This window comes from Kitasatospora sp. CMC57 (assembly GCF_045866025.2).
Classification (GTDB): domain Bacteria; phylum Actinomycetota; class Actinomycetes; order Streptomycetales; family Streptomycetaceae; genus Kitasatospora.
This window is the reverse complement of the sequence record NZ_AP035881.2, coordinates 5,627,801-5,648,655: the sequence shown is the minus strand read 5'-3', so window position 1 is coordinate 5,648,655 and position 20,855 is coordinate 5,627,801. Positions and strand designations below refer to the sequence as shown.

Sequence of the window (20,855 nt, the reverse complement as noted above, 5' to 3'; positions counted from 1 at the left end):
TATGCCGTGCATCACGGTACGCGCGATCCGTACATGGTCCGGCAGCCAGCCGGGCAGTTGCTGTGCAGAGCCAATTGCGGTTGGCACCAGGGAAGTTGAGGCGATATGCAGGTCTGGCCAGGGCAACCGTACCCCCTCGGCGCCACGTACGACGGGGCCGGCACCAACTTTGCGGTGTTCTCCGAGAGCGCCGATCGGATCGAGCTCTGTCTGCTGGGCGAGGACGACTCCGAGACCTCGGTCGAGCTCCGGGAGACCGACGCCTTCGTCCGGCACGCCTACCTGCCCGGGATCCAGCCCGGGCAGCGGTACGGCTTCCGGGTGCACGGCCCGCACAACCCCGGGCTGGGCCAGCGGCACAACAGCGCCAAGCTGCTGCTCGACCCGTACGCCAAGGCGATGAGCGGCCACATCGACTGGGACGAGTCGGTGTACGGCTACCACTTCGGCGCGCCCGAGCGGCGCAACGACCTGGACTCGGCGCCGCACACCATGCACTCGGTGGTGATCAACCCCTACTTCGACTGGGGCAACGACCGCCCGCCGCGCACCGACTACCATCGCACCGTGCTGTACGAGGCCCACGTCAAGGGCCTGACCCAGCTGCACCCCGGCATCCCCGAGGAGATCCGGGGCACCTATGCGGGGATCGGCCACCCGGCGGTGATCGAGCACCTCGCCAAGCTCGGCGTGACCGCGATCGAGCTGATGCCGGTGCACCAGTTCGTCCGGGACCACCGGCTGCGGGACCTCGGGCTGTCCAACTACTGGGGCTACAACACCATCGGCTTCTTCGCCCCGCACTCCTCCTACTCCTCCGGCGGGGACCGCGGGCAGCAGGTGCAGGAGTTCAAGTCGATGGTCAAGGCGCTGCACGCGGCCGGCATCGAGGTGATCCTCGACGTGGTCTACAACCACACCGCGGAGGGCAACCACCTCGGCCCGACGCTCTCCTTCCGCGGCCTGGACAACGCTTCCTACTACCGCCTCGCCAAGGACCAGCGGTTCTACGAGGACACCACGGGCACCGGCAACAGCCTGCTGATGCGCAGCCCGCACGTGCTCCAGATGATCATGGATTCGCTGCGCTACTGGGTCACCGAGATGCACGTGGACGGCTTCCGCTTCGACCTGGCCGCCACGCTGGCCCGGCAGTTCCACGAGGTGGACCGGCTCTCCTCGTTCTTCGACCTCTGCCAGCAGGACCCGGTGGTCTCCCAGGCCAAGCTGATCGCCGAGCCCTGGGACTTGGGCGAGGGCGGCTACCAGGTCGGCAACTTCCCCCCGCTCTGGACGGAGTGGAACGGCATGTACCGGGACACCGTCCGCGACCTCTGGCGCGGCGAGGCCGCCACGCTGGCCGAGTTCGGCTCCCGGCTGACCGGCTCCTCCGACCTCTACCAGGACGACGGCCGCCGCCCGATCGCCTCGATCAACTTCGTCACCTGCCACGACGGCTTCACCCTGCGGGACCTGGTCTCGTACAACGAGAAGCACAACGAGGCCAACGCCGAGGACAACCGGGACGGCGAATCGTTCAACCGCTCGTGGAACTGCGGGGCCGAGGGTCCCAGCGACGACCTCGGCGTGCGGGAGCTGAGAGCCCGTCAGCAGCGCAACTTCATCGCCACCCTGCTGCTCTCGCAGGGCGTCCCGATGCTCTCCCACGGCGACGAGCTCGGCCGCACCCAGCACGGCAACAACAACGCCTACTGCCAGGACAACGAGCTCTCCTGGGTGCACTGGCCCAAGAACGGCACCCCCGAGGCCGAGCTGCTGGAGTTCACCCAGGGGATGATCTGGCTCCGGCGGGACCACCCGGTCTTCCGCCGCCGCCGGTTCTTCCACGGCCGCCCGGTCTCCGGCACCCACGACGACCTGACCGACATCGGCTGGTTCACCCCGGCCGGTGAGGAGATGACCAAGCGGGACTGGTCCACCAGCTACGCCAAGTCGCTCACCGTCTTCCTGAACGGCAACGCGATCTCCGAGCCGGACCGGCGCGGCGGCAAGATCGTCGACGACTCCTTCCTGCTGCTCTTCAACGCCCACTCCGAGGCGCTGGAGTTCACCGTCCCGGCCGACCACGGCCAGGAGTGGCAGACGGTGGTGGACACCACGCTCGCCGTGCTGCCCGCGCCGGGCACCGGCACCAGGGTGAAGGCGGGTGACACGCTCTGGCTGACCGACCGTTCGCTGATGGTCCTTCAGCGCCCGGCCTGACCGAGCCGGTCCGCCAGGTCGGCCCGGCCGACCGATCCGACCTGATTAGGCCGTTCGCACCAACCCGGCGTTGGCACACCGTCCGCCCGGGTAGTCATCAGCCATGACCTCCGAGCAGCCACGCCCGGCGGCGGGCGCCGTCGGTCCGCCCACGTCCAGTTACCGGCTCCAGCTCCAGCCCGCCTTCACCCTGCACGACGCCCGGCGCGCCGTCCCCTACCTGGCGGCGCTGGGTGTCTCGCACCTGCACCTCTCCCCGCTCCTGGAGGCCGCCCCCGGCTCCACCCACGGCTACGACACCGTCGACCACGGCCGGATCAGCGAGCAGCTCGGCGGCGAGCCCGCACTGCGCGAGCTCGCCGCCGAGGCGCACCGCCACCAGCTGCGGCTGATCGCCGACGTGGTCCCCAACCACATGGCCGTCCCGGTGCCGGAGCAGCTCAACCAGCCGCTCTGGGAGGTGCTCAGGGACGGCCCCGACTCCCGGTTCGCGCACTGGTTCGACATCGACTGGACGGCCCAGCCCGGCCCGGTCGACGCGCCGGAGCGCGGCCGGCTGCTGCTGCCGCTGCTAGGCGACCGGCTGGGCGCCGAGCTCGGCCAGTTCACCGTCGAGGGCGAGACCCTGCGGTACTTCGAGCACGCCTTCCCGCTCCGCCCGGGCACCGCCGGGCTTCCGATCGCCGAGCTGCTGAGCCGTCAGTGGTACCGGCCGGCCTGGTGGCGGGTGGCCGACGGCGAGCTGAACTACCGCCGGTTCTTCACCGTGAACCAGCTGATCGCCGTCCGGGTCGAGGTGCCCGAGGTCTTCGAGGCGACCCACCGCACCCTGCTGCGCCTGCACGCCGACGGCGTCCTGGACGGCTTCCGGATCGACCACCCCGACGGCCTGGCCGATCCGCGCGGCTACCTGCGCAGGCTGGCCGAGGCCACCGGCGGCGCGTACACCGTGGTCGAGAAGATCCTCACCGGACCGGAGCTGCTCCCCGCCGACTGGCCCTGCGCCGGCACCACCGGGTACGACTCGCTGCGCCGGATCGACGGCGTGCTCACCGACCACGCCGGGGCCGAGCGGCTGATGCACGCGTACCGGCTGGACTGCGGCACCCCCGCCGACCCCGCCGAGGAGGGCCGGCGCGGCCGGGCCGAGCTGACCGCTCCGGACGGCGAGCTGGCCGCCGAAGTGGCGCGGCTGGTCCGCCTGGTGGAGGGGATCTGCTCCGCCGAGCCCGCGCTCTCCGACCACCCGGCCCCGGCCGTCCGGGCCGTGCTGGCCGAGCTGCTGACGGCGTATCCGGTCTACCGCCCGTACGTGGTGCCCGGCGAGCCCGCCCCCGCCGAGGCGGTCGCCGACGTCGCGGCCGCGCTGGCCCGGGTACCGGCGGAGCTGGGCGCCACCGCCGAGCTGGTCCGCGGTCTTGCGCTCGGTCAGCTCGGCCGGAGCCCCGCGAAGGACGAGTTCTGCGCCCGGCTCGGCCAGACCGCCTCCGCGGTGGCGGCCAAGGGGGTCGAGGACACCGCGTTCTACCGGTTCAACGCCCTGCTCAGCCTGAACGAGGTGGGCGGCTTCCCGTCCCGGCCCGGTCTGCGCCCGGCCGAGTTCCACGACTGGTGCGGCTACCTCGCCGAGCACTGGCCGCACACCATGACAGCGCTCTCCACCCATGACACCAAGCGCAGCGCGGACGCCAGGGCCCGGCTGACCGTGCTGGCCGAGCTCCCCGAGCGCTGGGCCGCCGAGTGCGCGGCCTGGACCACCGCCGCCGGGCCCTGCCCGGACCGCCCGACCGCCTGGCTGCTCTGGCAGACCCTGATCGCCGCCTGGCCGGTCGAGCCGGACCGGCTGGTCGGGATACTCCTCAAGTCGGTCCGCGAGGCGAAACGCGCCACCTCCTGGACCACTCCGGACGAGCACTACGAACGCCGCCTGGTCGAGTACGCCCGCGCGGCCCTCGCCAACCCGGGCCTGTGCCCCCGGATCGACGGCTTCGTCCAATCGATCGCCCCCTACGCCCGGAGCAACTCGCTCGCGGCCGCCCTGCTGCACCTGACCATGCCGGGCGTGCCGGACGTGTTCCAGGGCGGCGAGGAGCCGCTGTACACCCTGGTGGACCCGGACAACCGGGCGCCGGTCGACCTCGGCTCGCTCGCCGTCCGGCTGACCGACTCCCCCGCCGACCGCCCCGGCGACCTGGCCAGGGAGAAGCTGCACCTGACCGCGACGGCCCTGCGGCTGCGCCGGTCGGGCGAGGCGGGCCCCTACCGGCCGCTGACCGCGACCGGCCCGGCCGCCACCCACCTGCTCGCCTTCGCCCGTGGCGAGCGGACGGTCAGCGTGGTCACCCGGCTGCCGTACGGCCTGGACCACGCCGGCGGCTGGCGCGACACCGCCCTCGGACTCCCCGTCGGGTCCTGGACGGATCAGCTGACGGGGCATCGGATCGAAGGTGGCGAAGTGTCGGTGGGCGAGCTGCTGGAGGACCATCCGGTCGCCCTGCTGGTGCGAGAGTCCCAGTCCTGACCAGCGTGGAGGAAGTGTGACGGAGTACCAGGTCTGGGCGCCGGAGGCATCCCGGGTCGAGGTGGAGGTGGACGGTTCGGCGCACCCGATGGAGCGGCTGCCCGACCGTGACGGCTGGTGGACGGCGGTCGCCCCGAGCGGCGACTACGGCTTCCGGCTGGACGGCGGCCCGCCGCTGCCCGACCCGCGCTCGCCCCGCCAGCCGTACGGCCCGGACGGGCTGAGCCGCCCGGTCGACCACACCGCCTTCCGCTGGTCCGACACCCCGTGGCAGGGCCGGCCGCTGCCCGGCGCGGTGGTGTACGAGCTGCACATCGGCACCTTCGCCCCGGGCGGCACCTTCGAAGCGGCCGCCGCCCGGCTCGACCATCTGGTCGAACTCGGGGTGGACTTCGTGGAGTTGCTGCCCGTCTGCCCGTTCCCCGGCCGGCACGGCTGGGGCTACGACGGCGTCTCACTCTGGGCCGTGCACGAGCCCTACGGCGGCCCCGACGGGCTCAAGCGGTTCGTCGACGCCGCGCACCGCAGGGGCCTCGGCGTGATCCTGGACGTGGTGCACAACCACCTCGGCCCGTCCGGCAACTACCTTCCCGCGTACGGCCCGTACTTCACCGACCGGCACCAGACCCCCTGGGGTTCGGCGGTCAACCTGGACGCCCCCGGTTCCGACGAGGTCAGGGCGTACCTGATCGGCAGCGCGCTGAGCTGGCTGCGCGACTACCGGATCGACGGGCTCCGGCTGGACGCGGTGCACGCGCTGGCGGACGACCGGGCCCTGCACTTCCTGGAGGAACTCTCCACCGCAGTCGACCACTTGGCAGCCGCGACCGGGCGGCCGCTGTTCCTGATCGGCGAGTCCGACCTGAACGACCCGCGCACCACCAACCCGCGTCAGGCGGGCGGCCTCGGGCTGACCGCGCAGTGGAGCGACGACTTCCACCACGCCCTGCACGTCACACTGACCGGCGAGTCCCAGGGCTACTACGCCGACTTCGCCCGGGCGCCGCTGGCCGCGCTGGCCAGGACGCTCACCCGGGGCTTCTTCCACGACGGCGGCTGGTCCTCGTTTCGGGAGCGCAGTCACGGCCGACCGTTTCCCCCCGGCTTCGGCCACCGACTGCTCGGCTACGCCCAGACCCACGACCAGATCGGCAACCGCGCCACCGGCGACCGGCTCTCCGCCACCCTCTCCCCCGGCCGGCTCGCCGCCGGGGCCGCCCTGGTGCTCACCTCGCCGTTCACCCCGATGCTCTTCATGGGCGAGGAGTGGGGCGCCGGGACACCCTGGCAGTACTTCACCAGCCACCCGGACCCGGAGCTCGCCGAGGCCGTCCGGCAGGGCCGCCGCCGGGAGTTCACCGCCCACGGCTGGTCCGCCGACGCCATCCCCGACCCGCAGGCCCCGGCCACCGTGCTCACCTCGACCCTGGACTGGACCGAGCCCGCCACCACCCCGCACGCCGAACTGCTCGCCTGGTACCGCCGGTTGATCCGGCTGCGGCGCGACCACCCGCCGCTCACAGACCCCGATCTGGCCCGGGTCGTGGTCGAGCACGACGACGCCGCCCGCCGACTGGTGGTCCACCGCGGCCCCTACCGCCTCGCGGTCAACCTCGGCCCGGAGGAGCAACTGCTCCCGCTCACCTGCACCGAGCCGCTCGCCGCCTTCGGCCGGGTCGACCACACCGAGAAGGGACTGCTGCTCGGGCCCGACTCGACGGCGCTGTTCCGGACCTGACCGGCCGACCGGTCCTTGGTCGACATCGGTCAAGGATCGGCAATGTCCCCCTGCCCCACGGCAGTCAGCGGCTACATTCGCCGACGCATGCTGCTACGGGGGAGATACCGCACGGCGATCGAGCTGCCCGGCGAGGTGGTCTCACTGCTCTCGTTCATCGGGATCAACTGGCCCACGGTGAACGAGGACAAGGTCCGGGAATTCGCTTCCCATGTGAGGGAGTTCGCGGACAACGTGGAGGAGTCCCATCGGGGCTCGACCGCGACGATCCACGGTCTCGGCGAGGCGTACGAGGGCGCCTCGTACGAGGCGTTGCTGGCGAAGTGGTCGGCTCTGTCCGACAGTCACCTGAACGATCTGGTGCAGGCCTGTCACGTGGTGGCGACGGCGCTGGACGTGGCGGCGGACGTGATCGTGGCGATGAAGGTCGAGACGATCGCCGAACTGGTGCTGCTGGCAGCCGCGTTCGTCGCGGACCAGGCGGCGGCGGTGGCCACGCTGGGGGCGGCCGAGGCTGCGGTGATCGCAATCGAGGAGGCCGCGAAGCGCCTGATCAACTACCTCGAACAGCAGTTGGAGCAGTACATCATCGCGCAGGTCGTCGAGGCCGCCATCGAGCCGCTGGTCGAGACGGTCGCGGCGGCGGTGAGCGGTCTGGTCTTCGAAGGCGCCGCGAAGGCACTCGGGGTGGACAGCGGGACGGCCGGCGGCAGCGGGTTCCGGATCGACCCGGACGCGCTGGACGCTCACGCCCACACCATGCACGACCACGCCGAAACCGTGATCGGCCACGCCCAGAACTTCCAGTCCAAGATCGCGGGGGTGAGCTTCGAATGAGCAACCAGATCGTCAAAGCCCTGGAACACGGCGCCGAGAAGCTCGGCAAGACGCTCGCCGAGGACGCCGGCAAGGCGCTCAAGAACTTCTACCGCAAGGCCGGCGACAACCTGAAGGAGGTCGCCCACAACACCCGCGAGGCCGACACAGAACACGCCAAGGACCTGCAGAAGCTCCTGGGCGGCGACCACAAGTCCGTCCCGCACCCCCACAGTCCCGGTGGACGCGGCCGTCCGGGAAGCTCCCACCCCAAGGGCCGGGGCCGCGACCAGGTCAAGAGCCCGCGCACCGAGGGTCGCCCGCTGGACACCCGCTGCGGCGGCGGCGAGCCCGTCGACATGGCGACGGGGCGGATGTACATCGACCAGGTCGACGTCGAACTGCCCGGCTCGCTCCCGCTGCTGTTCACCCGCAGCTTCGACTCCGGCTACACCGCAGGCCGCTGGATGGGCGAACGCTGGGTCTGCACCTTCGACGAGCGCCTGGAGATCGACGCCGAAGGCGTGGTCCACCTGCGCGCCGACCGCATCTCCCAGGCATACCCGCATCCCGAACCGGGTGACCCCGTCCTCGCCGGGGCCGGCAGCCGCCGGGAACTCGACCTGGACCCCGCTACCGGCACGTACACACTCACCGAGGTATCCACCGGCCTGACAAGGGAGTTCGCCCTCCAACCGGATGGCGGGGTGGCCCTGTTGACCCGGGTCCGCGACCGCCACGGCCGGCACTACGACCTCGCCTACGACGAGCACGGCGTCCCGCTCTCCATCACCCACTCCGGCGGCTACCGCCTGCTGGTCACCGTCGACGCCGACCGGATCACCGCCCTGCGCCTGGCCGGAGCGGGCGACGGCGGCCACGACGCCCTGCTGATGCGCTACGGCTACACCGACGGCCACCTCACCTCGGTCTACAACTCCTCCGGCAAGGCCATGCGCTTCAGCAACGACGCCACCGGCCGGATGCTCTCCTGGACCGACCGCAACGACTCGCAGTACCTGTACACCTACGACGCCCACGACCGCGTCATCGACGAAGGCGGCGCCGACGGCACCCTGCGTTTCCACTTCGACTACGGCGACGCCGACCCGTCCACCGGGATCCGGATCCACACCGAGACCAACGCCCTCGGCCACACCACCACCTACCACGTCAACGAACACGCCCAGATCACCACCATCACCGACCCCCTCGGCCACACCACCCACTTCGAACGCGACGACCACGACCGCCTCCTCACCGAGACCGATCCGCTCGGCCGCACCAACACCTACGAGTACGACGGCGCCGGCGACCTGGTCTGCGTCACCCGCCCCGACGGCGAACGGGACACCGCCATTTACCTCGGCGAGCTGAGCCTCCCGGTGGAGATCACCGAACCGGGAGGGGCGGTGTGGCGTCGCACCTACGACGAAACCGGCCGTCTCGTCTCGGAAGCCGACCCGCTCGGTGCCGTCACCCGCTACACCTACGACGACCTCGGTCACCTCGACACCGTCATCGACGCCCTTGGCCACACCACCCTCGTCCGCTGCAGCGCCGCCGGGCTCCCGGTCGAGATCACCGACCCGGTCGGCGCCGCCACCCGCTTCGAGCACGACGCGTTCGGCCGCACGGTCGCCGTCACCGACCCGCTGGGTGGCGTCACCCGGACGACCTGGACCACTGAGGGTTACCCCGCCTCGCGCACGCATCCGGACGGCGCCACCGAGTCGTGGACCTACGACGGCGAGGGCAACATGCTCGCCCACACGGATCAGCTCGGTCGGGTCACCGGTTTCGAGTACACCCATTTCGAGACGGTCGCTGCGCGCACCACTCCGGACGGCGCCCGGATCACCTTCTCGCACGACGCGAACATGCAGCTCGTGGCCGTCACCAACCCGCTCGGTCTGACCTGGAACTACACCTACGACCCCGCCGGCCGCCTCGTATCCGAGAGTGACTTCCACCAACGCGTCATCAACTACGAACTGGACGCCGCCGGACAGGTCGTCACCCGCACCAACGGGCTCGGCCAGACCGCGCGCTACACCTACGACATCCTCGGGAACACCGTCGCCAGGGTCTCCGACGGACGGACCACCACCTACTCGTACGACGTCGCAGGATGTCTGGTCCGCGCCGCCAACCCGGACACGGACATCGTCCGGACCGTCGACGCCTTGGGCTACCTGCTGTCCGAGACGGTCAACGGGCGCACTCTCGCCCACACAAGAGCGTGAAACAGTTGGCGGACCGAGCGCGCAACAAGGGCGGAGGGCAGGGCCGCTGGATCGACAACGACAAGGCTGCGGAGTTCCTTCAGGACAGTTGGTACCCCGGACACGGCGTTCGCGAGGTGGAGATACCGGAGGGCCTGGGAGAGGTGGTGTTCGAAGACGGCACCACCAAGCCCGCCAGGTGGGCTCGACTGATACCCAGCAGGAACGGCAACTATAAAACCGCGTTTCCCATTCTAAGGTGACCCCGGAGAAGCCATGGCTTTCAAGTTTTCCCTGATTCCCCCTGCCCAGCCCGTTGCACCGGAGCCTGCTGAACCCCTGGAAGACGAAGACGATTTCGAATATCTGGCGATGTACGCCAGCAAGGCTCTCGAACTGTCCGGCCACCGCTTCGAGATCGGCGGATTCGGTGACCCGGACTGGAAGTTCGACGTCTCCTACGACATGTCCACCCTGGTCGAGCAGCTGCCTGATCTGATCGAGGCTCTCGGGTCCGGTACTCCGGGAGTGATCGACTTCTACTCCCAGGGAGTCGAGCGGTCCCTCACCTTCAGCCCGGCGGGCGATCAGGTCCGGATCGGGTGCGAGTCACGGACCTCCTGGAAGCCGTCCCCCGCGGTCGAGGTGATGGAGCGATCCAGCCTTGAGGCGATGACCAGGGACTTCTGCGCCACCTTCGCATCCGGCCTGGTGGTGGCAGCCCCGTAGGTGGCCGGGCTGTCACCGTTCGCCCAGTGGAGGCAGGGCAGGATCTGAGCCCTGAACCCGACGCCCCCCCCGGGGCGAGCTGCCTCCCGTGGGGTCGACGGTATGCGTCTGACAACGTTCCGCACTCACGGAAGTGCCCGCGCCGCCGAACCCTGGGAGATCACGCCGTGCCCCTGGACCCCCTGGGCTTCCTCACCGCCTGGTACACCGCCCAGTGCGACGGTGACTGGGAGCACGAGTACGGCATCCGGATCGAGACGCTCGACAATCCGGGGTGGTCCGTCGAGGTCGACCTTGAGGGGACCGGGCTCGACGGTGTCCTGCCCGACCGGATCGAGACCGATGAGGGGGCTCCTGGCTCCATGCCCGGTCGGACGGCTCCGTCTTCCACCTCCGCTGCGGTCCGGCCGACCTCGGGCGGGGGCTGGGGGTCTTCAGCGACTTCGCCGGTCCGCACGGGCCGGGAGGGGGACGGTAGGGCTCCGGGCACGGGGGTGGCGTACCGGCCTCACCACAGGTACGAGGCGATCCGCTCGCGCAGGCCGCCCGCGTCCAGGCCGTAGGCGGCCAGGTGCTCCGGGATGGAGCCGTACTGACGGTGTTCCTCCTTCGGAACGCCGAGGCCGAGCACCCGGTGCGGGAGGTCGTTCAGTGCCTCGTTCGCCTCGCCGACCGAGGTGCCCGCGAGGTAGGGCTCGACCAGGACCACGCTCGCGGGCCCGTCCCCGACCGCGTCCCGCAGACCGGCCCGGTCGAACGGGCGGACCGTGGCCGCGTACTGCACGGTCACGTCCAGCCCCTCGGTCGCCGCCAGCACCGCGTCGAGCATCGGGCCGACCGCGAGCACCACACCGCAACTGCCCTGACGCACCGTCAGGAATCGTCCGGGCGCGACCGGCTGGGCGTTCGCGTTCTGGTGTGCCGACAGTCGGAGGTACACCTTCTCGTCGCCGTTCGCGACCGCGTGCCGCAGCAGCAGGTCGGCCTCGTCTGGGTGTCCGGGCACGTGCACCGTCCAGCCGGGCAGGGTGTCGAGCAGCGCCACGTCCCCCGGCGCCATGTGGGTCCGGCCACCGGCCGGCCAGTCGTACGAACCGGCGGCGCTGACCAGGACCGCGCCGACGCCCTGGTGGCCGAGGTCCAACTTCACCTGCTCGAAGGGGCGTTCCACCAGGAAGCTGGCGAAGGTGTGGGCGATCGGGCGCAGCCCGGCCAGCGCCAGGCCACCGGCCACCCCGATCAGCAGCTGCTCGCGGATCCCGACATTGATCACCCGGTCCGGGTGGTCCTTCCGGGCCGCCCGGAACGCGTCGGCGCCGATGTCGGCCAGCACCACGGCCAACCTGGCGTCCTGGTCCAGCAGTTCGGTGCTGACGGCGGCGAAACGCTCGCGCATGGTGTCCATGATGTGTGCTCCCGCTCTCAGTACTTGGACTCGACCCGGGCGACCACGACGTGTGGCCGGCCCTCGTGCGGCGCGGTGAACGCCTGGTACAGCGCCTCGTGGTCCCGGCCGTCCACCGTGACGGCCGACCAGCCCGCGCCCTCGAAGCGGGCGGCGATCCCGCCGGGCCAGCCCAGGCTGGCCGAGGAGTTGTCGATCACCACGGTGTGCAGCCGGTCGAGGCCGTAGGCCCCGGCGAAGGCGACCGCCTCGTGGTTGCTGCCCTCGTCGAACTCGGCGTCCCCGATCAGCACCCAGACCGCCGGGTCCGTCAGGCCCTGCGCCCGCAGCCCGAGCGCGGTGCCGACGGCCAGCGGCAGGCCGTGGCCGAGCGAACCCGAGCCGATCTCGGCCCCCGGCACCAGCAGCCGGTCCGGGTGGTGGCCGAGCGGCGAGTCGTACGCGCCGAAGCTCGGCAGCACCGCCGGGTCGAGGAAGCCCTTGGCCGCCAGCACGGCGTAGTAGGCCATCGGGCCGTGGCCCTTGGAGAGCAGGAAGCGGTCCCGGTCGGCGGCCGCGACGGTGTCGGGGCCGACCCGGAGCACCCGGTCGTAGAGCACCCAGAGCGCGTCCAGGGTGGAGGTGGCGGCGGGGCCGTGCTTCTCGTCGCCGGTCATCAGGCCCATCAACCGGGCCAGGTCGTCGAAGCCGTACTGCTGCGGAGTGGTCGCTGCGGTGGTCATGCGGAGATCCTGCAACTTGAAGTCGACTTCAAGTCAAGGCCGGTATCGTTCCGGACCGTGACACTCTCCCGACACGACCTGCTCACCATCGGCCAGCTCGCCGAGCGCAGCGGGATGGCCACCTCCGCGCTGCGCTACTACGAGAAGTTCGGGCTGCTGCACGCCGAGCGGACGGCGGGCGGCCAACGCCGGTACACCCGCGCCACGCTGCGCCGGGTCGCGTTCATCCGGGCCGCGCAGCGGGTCGGCCTCTCCCTGGACGAGGCCAGGACCGCACTCGACCGGCTGCCCGGCGACCGCGCGCCGAGCAGCCAGGAGTGGAGCACGGTGGCCGAATCCTGGCAGTCCAGGATCGACCAGCAGATCGCCGAGCTGGAGCAGCTGAAACGCAAGCTCACCGGCTGCATCGGCTGCGGCTGCCTCTCCCTCGCGCGCTGCGCGCTCTACAACGCCGACGACCGGGCCGGGGCCACCGGGCCCGGCGCCCGCTATCTGCTCACCCGCGATCCGGCCGGAGGGCCCGAGCCGCACACCGCCGATCTCTGATCCCTCTATGCTGCCTTCGAACACACCTCGGCACCCGGCCGACTCGAACAGCCACGGGGGAGATCAGACATGACCGCGCATCAGGACGTCTCGCTGGACTGGATGTCCGGTGATCAGGACGAACTCCGCCCGCCCACCGACCTGCGTCCCGAGGTGCCGCACCCGGCCCGGATGTACGACTACTTCCTGGGCGGCAAGGACAACTTCCCGGCCGACCGGGACGCCGCCGAGAAGGTGCTCTCGCTCAGCCCACTCGTCCGGATCAGCGCACTCGCCAACCGCGCCTTCCTGCAGCGCGCGGTCCGCACGCTGGCCGCCGAGCACGGCATCCGGCAGTTCCTCGACATCGGCACCGGCATCCCGACCGCGGGCAACACCCACGAGATCGCGCAGCAGGTGATCCCGGACGCCAAGGTCGCGTACCTGGACAACGACCCGATCGTGCTGGTGCACAGCCGTGCGCTGCTGGCCGGGGCCGGCGTCGGCAACGCCTCGGTGGTCCAGGCCGACCTGCGCGACCCCAAGGCGATCCTCGACAACCCCGAGGTCCGCAAGGTGATCGACCTCGGCGAACCGGTCGCGCTGCTGCTCTTCGCCGTGCTGCACTTCATCGACGACGCCGACGACCCCTGGGGCATCGTCCGCACCCTGGTCGACGCCCTGCCCTCCGGCAGCTTCCTCGCGATCTCGCACGGTACCGGCGACTTCGCCAGCCCCGAGGCGGCGGTCAAGGGGCCCGCCATCTACCGGAGTGCCACCGCCCAGCTCAGCATGCGGCCCAAGGCCGAGGTGCTGCGCTTCTTCGACGGTCTCGAACTGCTCGAACCGGGCGTGGTCACGGCCCCGAGCTGGCACCCGGACCAGCCCCCGGCGGACACCGACGCCACCACCGGCATCTGGGCCGGGGTGGCCCGCAAGCCCTGAACCTCCGTCATATTCCAGACAGACACCCCCCGGCGGCGTAAGGTGCTCGGCACTGGACGCACTGGGGGGTGCGATGGAACTGGGGCTCGCGGTAACGAAGTTGGCCCGCCGCCGGGTGCGGGCACTCTGCCTGGCGCTGGTCGTGCTGGGCAGCCCGTGGATCCAGCGGGAGTTCGATCTGGACCGGCTGCTCGAGAGCGAGACACAGGAGTGGCTGTGGACTCTGCTCCGCTCCCCCGGCTGGTGGATCACGGGCAACGGTCCGGCCCTGGTCTGGGCGTGGAGCCAGGTGGTGGGCGCCGTCGTCGTCCTGGTGACCGTGCTGGCGCTGGTGCCCCGGTCGGTGCCACTGCACCGGGGACGGCCCGCCCTGCTGGTCGCCTGCCTCGGCGTCGGAGGATTGGCCGGTGTCCTGTCCGGGCTGTCGATCTGGGCCGTCCTCCTGCTGGGCGACGAACGCTCCGACCGGATCTTCGTGCAGCAGATCACCGTCGGCCTCTCCTACGGCCTGGTCATCGGCCTGCTGCTCACCCTCGCCCTCCTCTCCCTGGCGACCGGGCCGGAGGACGCCACGGCGCCGGCCACCGCCCGCAAGCGTGAACGGAGCACCGTCATGGCCGAGTACCAGCGACCGAACTCCACCCCGCTGGGCAGCGCGCCGGGCGACGTGACCCGGTACGTCAGCGCGGCCGTGTACACCGACGACATGCTCGCCGACTCGGTCGTCGAGCACCTGGTGCACGACGAGTTCGGCGCCGTCGCCGCCTCTCCCGCCTTCGACCTGGTCCCGGTGGCCAGGCACAGCATCGCCGCCCAGGGGCTGCGCCGTCGGCGGGACTCGGCCCTCGCCCTGGTATTCGGGGTGATCCTGCTGTTCGCGCCGCTATGGCTGCTGTTCGCCTGGCTGGCCCTGCGGGCACTCAGCCGCTCGTCCCCCGACACCCGCACCGCCTGGACGGCCCGGGGACGCAGCCTGTTCACCACCCCGTACGCCGTGGTGCGACTGGCCGCGTTCGCCGTCCCGGTCTTCGGGATCGGGCTGACGCTGGCCCTGCTGCTCGGTTCGATCGACCCCGGCGGGCTGCTGAGCTGGCTGCTCGGCAGCTGGCTGATGGGCATCCCGGCCTTCGTCGTCACCGTCGGCGGTCTGCTGGCCGCCTATCTTCTGACGCTCCGTCACATCCTCGACGTGGACGCCCGGCTGCGTGGCCAGTTTCGGCGCGAGGTGTTCCGCCCCGACCTGCCGGTCTCGCCGTCCGGGACACGGGAGACCCAGCTGCGGCTGGCCGCGTTCGCCAAGGCCCAGCGCGGCAATCTCACCATCTACAGCGGCTACAACCCGTTCGTCGGCTTCTCCCGCTCTCGTGGCAGTTGGAACACCGCCGTGGCGCTGCTGCCCGCTCCCGCCAGGCCGGGACAACCAGCTCGCGAACTCCAGGAGTTCGACGTCTGGGAGCTGGTCAGCGCGGTACGGCGGCGACTGCAGGAGACCTCCGCCCGGCACGCGGCCGACCAGCCGGGCACGGACGAGACCGACCTGTCGGTGCTCCAGCTCCAGGACCGGGTCTTCGCCAACGGCGCCGCCCTTGCCGGGAACGACGAGCTGCTGCCGCCCGACCAGCTCTCCCCGGCCTTCTCCCTTCCGGAGGAGCGGGTCCGCGAGATCGCCCTCAATCCCACCGGCGTGGTGCGGCACTACCTCGCGGCGCACCTACCGCTGTGGGGCGGCGACGTGGTGCCGAGCCTGTTCCTGCACATGTCCACCGACGGCCGGACCATGCACATCCAGGCCGAGCAGCGCATCCTGGCCCCGGTGCACGCCTGGTACCACGAGATCGACCTGCTGCCCGCCGCCGCGACCCCCACCCGGCTGCGCATCCTGCGGCTGGCCGGCGTCGGCGGCACCGCCCGCGCCCTGTTCGGCGCGCCCCGGGCCGCCTACCGGCACGCCACGGCGGCCCGACGGCGGCGGCGCCGCAGGCTGCACGAACTGGTGACGATCGAACAGAGCCCGGGCTTCGACTACGGCGCCGCGCCGAGCGTGCGGGAGGCGGCCGACAGCGGGCACTACCAGAACTACTTCCAGCAGATCGACGCCAACCGGGCCTTCGACACCCTCGACCGCCACGCCTTCGCGGCGATGGTGGAGTTCCTGGACGAGCACGGCGTCGACACCAGCGAGCTGCGGCAGCAGCAACAGACCATCCTGAACCACGGGGTGATCCAGCAGGGCGGCATCAGCGTGGTCGGCAACCAGGCGGTCGGACAGGGCGCGACCGCGCAGCAGTACACCCCCAACCTCGACAAGACCCCGTGACGGAGGAACGGCCGATGGCGAACGAACCGGTGACCAACAACGGCGTGCAGCAGTTCGGCGGCCACAGCCAGGTCGGCAACCAGGCGATCGGACAGCACGCCCGCGCGCTCAGCGGCCCGGTCGGCTTCCAGAACCTGGCCGTCGATCACCGGGCGCTGGCGGTCGAACTCCTGGCCACCGTCGAGCGGTTGCTCGCCGAGCACCGGGCCGAGCTTCCTGACGGCGGCGCCCCGGAGCTCGAAGTACGCCGCCTACGAGAGGAGTTGGCCGAGCCGAGCCCCGAACCCGGCGTGCTGCGCCGCGCGCTGGACCGGCTGACCGCGATCGCCGCCCCGATCGCCCCACTGGCCGTGGCGGTCGCCGAACTGACCGGCGCCGTCCAGAGCATCCTCGGCGGTTAGGGGCTGTCGGGTCGGTCGCTCGACACCGGACCGGCCGGACGGCCCCTAGCGGGACTGGACGCGCTTCTGCAGCGTCTCCCACAACTCCTGCACCCGGGGCACCAGTTCGTCCAGCGACCCGCTGTTGTCGATGACCAGGTCCGCGACCGCCAGCCGGGTCTCCCGGTCGGCCTGGGCGGCCATCCGGGCGCGGGCCTCGGCCTCGGTCATGCCGCGCAGCCGGACCAGCCGGTCGATCCTGGTCTCGTCGTCGGCGTCCACCACGACCACCTGCTCGTAGAGCGGCGCGAGCCCGTTCTCGACCAGCAGCGGGACGTCGTGCACCACCACGTCCCGGTCGCCCGCCGCGGCCTCCAGCTCGGCGGACCTGGACCGGACCAGCGGGTGCACGATCGCGTTCAGCGCCGCCAGCCGCTCGGGATCGGCGAATACCAGCGCACCGAGCGCGGGACGATCCAGCGAGCCGTCGGCACGCAGCACCGAGGGGCCGAACTCGGCCACCACGGCGCGCAGTCCGTCCGTGCCCGGTGCGACCACCTCACGGGCGATCAGGTCCGAGTCCACGATCACCGCGCCCAGTGCCGCGAGTTGCCGGGACACCTCGCTCTTGCCCGCGCCGATCCCGCCCGTCAGTCCGATCCTCAGCATGGCGTCAGGCTACCGCCCCGTCGAGATCGAGCTGCTCGCCGGGCTTCGGCTGCTCGAACGCCACCCCACCGGTCCCGCCGATCAGCCGTCCGTGCACGGCCTGCCCGGCCTCGCTGAGCACCGCCTCGTGCACCGCGAGCGCCCGCCGGGGCGCGACCTCGCGGACGTAGTCGATCAGGTCGGCGACCCGCGCCCAGGGCCCGGCCAGCGGCAGCAGCAGCGTCTCCACCGGCTGCGGCGGCAGAGTCAGTGCGTCGCCGGGGTGGAACAGCCGACCGTCCAGCAGGAAGCCGATGTTGCCCACCCGGGGGATGTCCGGGTGGATGACGGCGTGCCACTCGCCGTGCACGCTGACGTCGAGGCCGTTGACCTCGAAGGCGTCGCCCTCGCCCACCACCCTGACCCGGTCGCCGAGACCGGTCAGCTGCCGGGCGACCGCGCCGTTGGTCCAGATCCGCAGGCCGGGGTCGGCCTCGGCGGCCGCCCGCAGGCGGTCCTCCACGAAGTGGTCGAAGTGCTCATGGGTGATCAGCACCGCGTCGGCGCCCCGCAGGGCGTCCTCCTCGGTGAACGCTCCGGGGTCGATGACCACGGTGGCCCGGTCGGTCTCGACGCGTACGCAGGCATGTCCGAACTTGGTGAGTCGCATGCTCGAAACAGTACAGCAGAACTGTACAGTTGGGCTGTACATATCCCGACTAGACTGCTCCCATGGACAACCTCGACCCCCTGGAGCTCGCCGCCGAGCTGCGCACCACCATCGGCACCCTGGTCCGCCATCTGCGGGTCGGCGACGAGTTGCCGCAGAACCAGGCCGCCGTCCTCGGCTGGCTGGTCCGCGAGGGCCCGCACACCACCGCCGAGCTGGCGGAGCGTCAGCGCGTCCGGCACCAGTCGATGGCCCGCACCGTCGCCCTGCTCACCGAGGCCGGGCTGGTCGAGCAGCAGCGACACACCACCGACGGCCGCAAGGTGCTGCACGCAGCCACCACCGAGGGCACCGCCGCCCTGCACGCCCAGCGCAGCCGCCGGGAGGGGGATCTGGCGGCCGCCATCGCGGACCGGCTCACCCCGGCCGAGCAGCACAGGCTGCGGGACGGCATCGCGCTGCTCGCCAGGCTCGGCTGATCCGCCGTTCGGATGACCCGGCCATGCCTTTCGGCCCGCGGCGGCGTTGAGCAGACCGCCCAGTACCGCCCCGAGAGGATGCCCGTCATGAAGCTCACCAAGGCCAGGCTCGCCGTCCTGCTGATCACCGCAGCCGGCGGCCTGCTGCTGGCCGGCGCCGGACCGGCGGCCGCCTGCGACGCGCTCGGCGGACTGTCCGCGCTCAGCGGCGACTTCGGCAACAGCTGCCTCAGCCGCTGACCACCACCGGACCACGCTCCCTGGGCTGACGCGGCAGCGACTCCACCACCGGCACCGGCTCGCGCTGCACCGGCAGCACCGCTGCCGGGATCGGCGGCAGCGCGACGTGCTCGGTCAGTCCGATCCGGCGGTGCAGCCGCCGCAGCGGTGCGGGCGCCCACCAGTTGAACTCGCCGAACAGGGTCATGGTGGCCGGCACCAGTAGACAGCGCACCAACGTCGCGTCCACCGCGACCGCCACCGCCAGCGCGACGCCCATCTCCTTCACCATCAGCATCTGCCCGGCCGCGAACCCGGCGAAGACGATCACCATCAGCAGCCCGGCCGAAGTGATGATCCGTCCGCTCCGCTGCAGCCCGAGCTCCACCGAGCGGGCACAGCTGTAGCCCTCGTCCCTGAGCTCCTTGATCCGGGCCAGCAGGAAGACCTCGTAGTCCATCGAGAGGCCGAAGGCGAAGGCGAAGACCAGCACGGGTATGAAGGTCTCCAATCCGCCGGTCGGGGTGAAGCCCAGCAGCCCGCTGAAGTAGCCGTGCTGGAACACCAGGGTGAGCGCGCCGAGCGAGGCGCCCAGCGAGAGCACGTTCATCAGCAGCGCCTTGAGCGGCATCACCACCGAGCCGGTCATCAGGAAGAGCAGCACCAGCGTGCCGAACGCGACCAGCCCCATCGCCCACGGCCCCCGGGTGGCGATCTCGTGCTGGAAGTCGACCACCGAGGCGGCGTCCCCCGTGACGTACGTGGTCAGCCCGCCGCGCTGGTCCCGCAGTTCGCCGACCACGCGCTTGGCCCCGCCGCCCTGCGGATCACCGGCGACCAGCACGTCCACCGTGCTCAGCTCCGGGGAGACCGGCGTGACGGCCCGTACGCCGGTGACACCCGGCAGCTTCGAAACCACCTGATCGGCGTACTGCTGCGCGGCCGCCTGGCCGCCCTCCACCACCACCGTCACCGGTGCGGGGGCCAGCTGCGGGAAGCGCTGGTCGATGCTCTCGGCCACCTGGCGGCCCGCCGAGGAGGTGGGCAGCACGTTGGCACCGGAGCTGCGCCAGTCCGAGCCGAGGAAGGGGGCGCCCGCCGCCATCAGCAGCGCGACGCAGATCAGCACCACCGGAATCGCACGGCGCTGGACCCGGCGTACCGTCCGGGCGAAGAAACCCTCGTCCGAGACCGGCTCACTGGGTGTTCTGACCCGGTGCCCGACGAAGCCGAGGAGCGCGGGAATCAACGTGAGCGCCGCCGCGACGGCGATCACCACCACGCTCACGCCGGCCACCGCGACCGCCCGGAAGACCGGACTGGTGAAGACGAAGAGTCCGGAGAGCGCGACGGCGACGGTCAGTCCTGAGAAGGCCACCGTCCGGCCCGCCGTGGCGGCGGTCCGTTCGACGGCGGCCGCGGTCGCGGCCCCGTGGCCGCGCTCCTCGCGGAACCGGTTGACCATCAGCAGTGCGTAGTCGATGGAGAGTCCGAGGCCCAGCACGGTGGCGATCGGCAGCACGCTGGTGTCGATGTCCATCAGTCGGCTGAAACCGAACATCGCCAGCAGCGCCCCGCCCACCGAGGCCACCGCGCCGATCACCGGCAGGCTCGCGGCCGCGAAGCCGCCGAAGACCAGCACCATCACCAGCAGGGTCAGCGGCAGGGTGACGATCTCGCCGAAGCGGGTGTCCCGCTGGGTCTGGTCCTTGACCTCCTGCTCGGTCACCAGGTCCCCGCCGACGGTCACGTGGGCACCGGGGGCGTCGATCGCGGCCAGCTCCGCCGTCACGGCCTTCAACTGCGCGTCGGTGCTGCCGTCCGCCATCCGGACCGAGACCAGCCCGGCCCTGCCGTCGGCCGAGGTGAGCGCGCCGTCGGTGCCGTACGGGTCGGCGACCGAGGTCACCCCGGGCAGCGCGCCGATCTCGGCGGTGGCGGCCGTCACGGCGGCCCTGACCGCCGGATCGCTCACCGCGCCGCCGTCCACCACCGCGGTCACGGTGCCCCTGGCCGGGTCGGCGGCGGCCACGGCGGCCGTTCCTGCGGCGGACTCGGAGCCGCCCGCCGAGGTGGTCGAGACAGTGCTCTCGAAGACCCGGCCGCCGATCAGCACGCCGAGCAGGAGCACCACGGCCCAGAGGCCGAGGACCCAACGTCGGTGGCGGTGGCAGAACCGGCCGAGGGCCGCGAGCCGCCCGCCGACCTGAGGGCCGGAGGGCCGGGAGAGGAGAGGTGCCGCAGTGAGCGAAGTGCGCATATGTGCGTGGCCTTTCGGGCAGTTCCCCTCAAA

Annotated in this window: 18 protein-coding genes; 13 read left to right on the top strand and 5 right to left on the bottom strand. The window is 71.5% G+C overall.

What is annotated here, in order from left to right; translation table 11 throughout:
- Positions 1-105: 105 nt before the first annotated feature.
- The 7 genes from glgX to ACKUU6_RS25175 all read left to right on the top strand — a co-directional run bounded on the left by glgX (position 106) and on the right by ACKUU6_RS25175 (position 10,815).
- Complete coding sequence (gene glgX, locus ACKUU6_RS25205; protein WP_407990843.1) at positions 106-2,223, top strand: glycogen debranching protein GlgX; 2,118 nt, start codon at positions 106-108, stop codon at positions 2,221-2,223.
- A gap of 103 nt (positions 2,224-2,326) precedes the next feature.
- Positions 2,327-4,744, top strand: a complete 2,418-nt coding sequence (gene treY, locus ACKUU6_RS25200) for a malto-oligosyltrehalose synthase (RefSeq protein WP_407990842.1) — start codon at positions 2,327-2,329, stop codon at positions 4,742-4,744.
- A 16-nt stretch (positions 4,745-4,760) separates the two neighbouring features.
- Positions 4,761-6,482 carry a malto-oligosyltrehalose trehalohydrolase gene (treZ, locus tag ACKUU6_RS25195; RefSeq protein WP_407990841.1) on the top strand — a complete coding sequence of 574 codons (1,722 nt, stop codon included), beginning with the start codon at positions 4,761-4,763 and terminating at the stop codon, positions 6,480-6,482.
- 87 nt (positions 6,483-6,569) lie between these two features.
- Positions 6,570-7,319: a hypothetical protein gene (locus ACKUU6_RS25190; RefSeq protein ID WP_408649642.1), complete on the top strand. Its 750-nt coding sequence runs from the start codon at positions 6,570-6,572 to the stop codon at positions 7,317-7,319.
- On the top strand, positions 7,316-9,544 hold the full coding sequence (locus tag ACKUU6_RS25185; protein WP_407990838.1) for a DUF6531 domain-containing protein: 2,229 nt from the start codon (positions 7,316-7,318) through the stop codon (positions 9,542-9,544). Before ACKUU6_RS25190 ends, ACKUU6_RS25185 begins: the two co-directional genes overlap by 4 nt.
- 351 nt (positions 9,545-9,895) lie before the next feature.
- The gene (locus ACKUU6_RS25180) at positions 9,896-10,252 is read left to right on the top strand and encodes a hypothetical protein (RefSeq protein ID WP_407990837.1); all 357 of its coding nucleotides are present in this window, start codon (positions 9,896-9,898) and stop codon (positions 10,250-10,252) included.
- 26 nt (positions 10,253-10,278) lie between these two features.
- Positions 10,279-10,815, top strand: coding sequence for an Imm53 family immunity protein (locus ACKUU6_RS25175; protein WP_407990836.1), 537 nt, complete (start codon positions 10,279-10,281; stop codon positions 10,813-10,815).
- Here ACKUU6_RS25175 and ACKUU6_RS25170 read toward each other — a convergent pair.
- Complete coding sequence (locus ACKUU6_RS25170) at positions 10,761-11,657, bottom strand: transketolase family protein (protein WP_407990835.1); 897 nt, start codon at positions 11,655-11,657, stop codon at positions 10,761-10,763. The genes ACKUU6_RS25175 and ACKUU6_RS25170 overlap by 55 nt on opposite strands.
- A 17-nt stretch (positions 11,658-11,674) precedes the next feature.
- Positions 11,675-12,379, bottom strand: a complete 705-nt coding sequence (locus ACKUU6_RS25165; protein ID WP_407990834.1) for a transketolase — start codon at positions 12,377-12,379, stop codon at positions 11,675-11,677.
- Between the two features lie 57 nt (positions 12,380-12,436).
- On the opposite strand from ACKUU6_RS25165, the gene soxR reads away from it, so the two are divergent.
- From soxR to ACKUU6_RS25145, 4 genes are all read left to right on the top strand, one after another.
- The gene (soxR, locus tag ACKUU6_RS25160) at positions 12,437-12,925 is read left to right on the top strand and encodes a redox-sensitive transcriptional activator SoxR (protein WP_407990833.1); all 489 of its coding nucleotides are present in this window, start codon (positions 12,437-12,439) and stop codon (positions 12,923-12,925) included.
- A gap of 69 nt (positions 12,926-12,994) precedes the next feature.
- Entirely contained in the window at positions 12,995-13,849 is an 855-nt protein-coding gene (locus ACKUU6_RS25155) for an SAM-dependent methyltransferase (RefSeq protein ID WP_407990832.1), read from the top strand.
- A gap of 73 nt (positions 13,850-13,922) precedes the next feature.
- Positions 13,923-16,166 (top strand): hypothetical protein, encoded by a 2,244-nt coding sequence (locus ACKUU6_RS25150; protein ID WP_407990831.1) that lies wholly within the window; start codon positions 13,923-13,925, stop codon positions 16,164-16,166.
- Between the two features lie 14 nt (positions 16,167-16,180).
- A complete protein-coding gene (locus tag ACKUU6_RS25145) occupies positions 16,181-16,567 on the top strand; it encodes a DUF5955 family protein (protein WP_407990830.1) in 387 nt (128 codons plus the stop codon).
- 45 nt (positions 16,568-16,612) lie between these two features.
- Here the strand turns inward: ACKUU6_RS25145 and coaE are convergent, their stop codons facing one another.
- A complete protein-coding gene (coaE, locus tag ACKUU6_RS25140) occupies positions 16,613-17,215 on the bottom strand; it encodes a dephospho-CoA kinase (RefSeq protein WP_407990829.1) in 603 nt (200 codons plus the stop codon).
- A 4-nt stretch (positions 17,216-17,219) separates the two neighbouring features.
- Positions 17,220-17,864 (bottom strand): MBL fold metallo-hydrolase, encoded by a 645-nt coding sequence (locus ACKUU6_RS25135; RefSeq protein WP_407990828.1) that lies wholly within the window; start codon positions 17,862-17,864, stop codon positions 17,220-17,222.
- A 62-nt stretch (positions 17,865-17,926) separates the two neighbouring features.
- Between ACKUU6_RS25135 and ACKUU6_RS25130 the strand changes: the two genes are divergently transcribed.
- Together ACKUU6_RS25130 and ACKUU6_RS25125 are read left to right on the top strand one after the other, a co-directional pair.
- A complete protein-coding gene (locus ACKUU6_RS25130) occupies positions 17,927-18,343 on the top strand; it encodes a MarR family winged helix-turn-helix transcriptional regulator (RefSeq protein WP_407990827.1) in 417 nt (138 codons plus the stop codon).
- 87 nt (positions 18,344-18,430) lie between these two features.
- Positions 18,431-18,583 carry a hypothetical protein gene (locus ACKUU6_RS25125; protein ID WP_407990826.1) on the top strand — a complete coding sequence of 51 codons (153 nt, stop codon included), beginning with the start codon at positions 18,431-18,433 and terminating at the stop codon, positions 18,581-18,583.
- Here the strand turns inward: ACKUU6_RS25125 and ACKUU6_RS25120 are convergent.
- The gene (locus ACKUU6_RS25120) at positions 18,573-20,822 is read right to left on the bottom strand and encodes an MMPL family transporter (RefSeq protein WP_407990825.1); all 2,250 of its coding nucleotides are present in this window, start codon (positions 20,820-20,822) and stop codon (positions 18,573-18,575) included. The two genes, ACKUU6_RS25125 and ACKUU6_RS25120, sit on opposite strands and share 11 nt — an antisense overlap.
- Positions 20,823-20,855 lie beyond the last annotated feature (33 nt).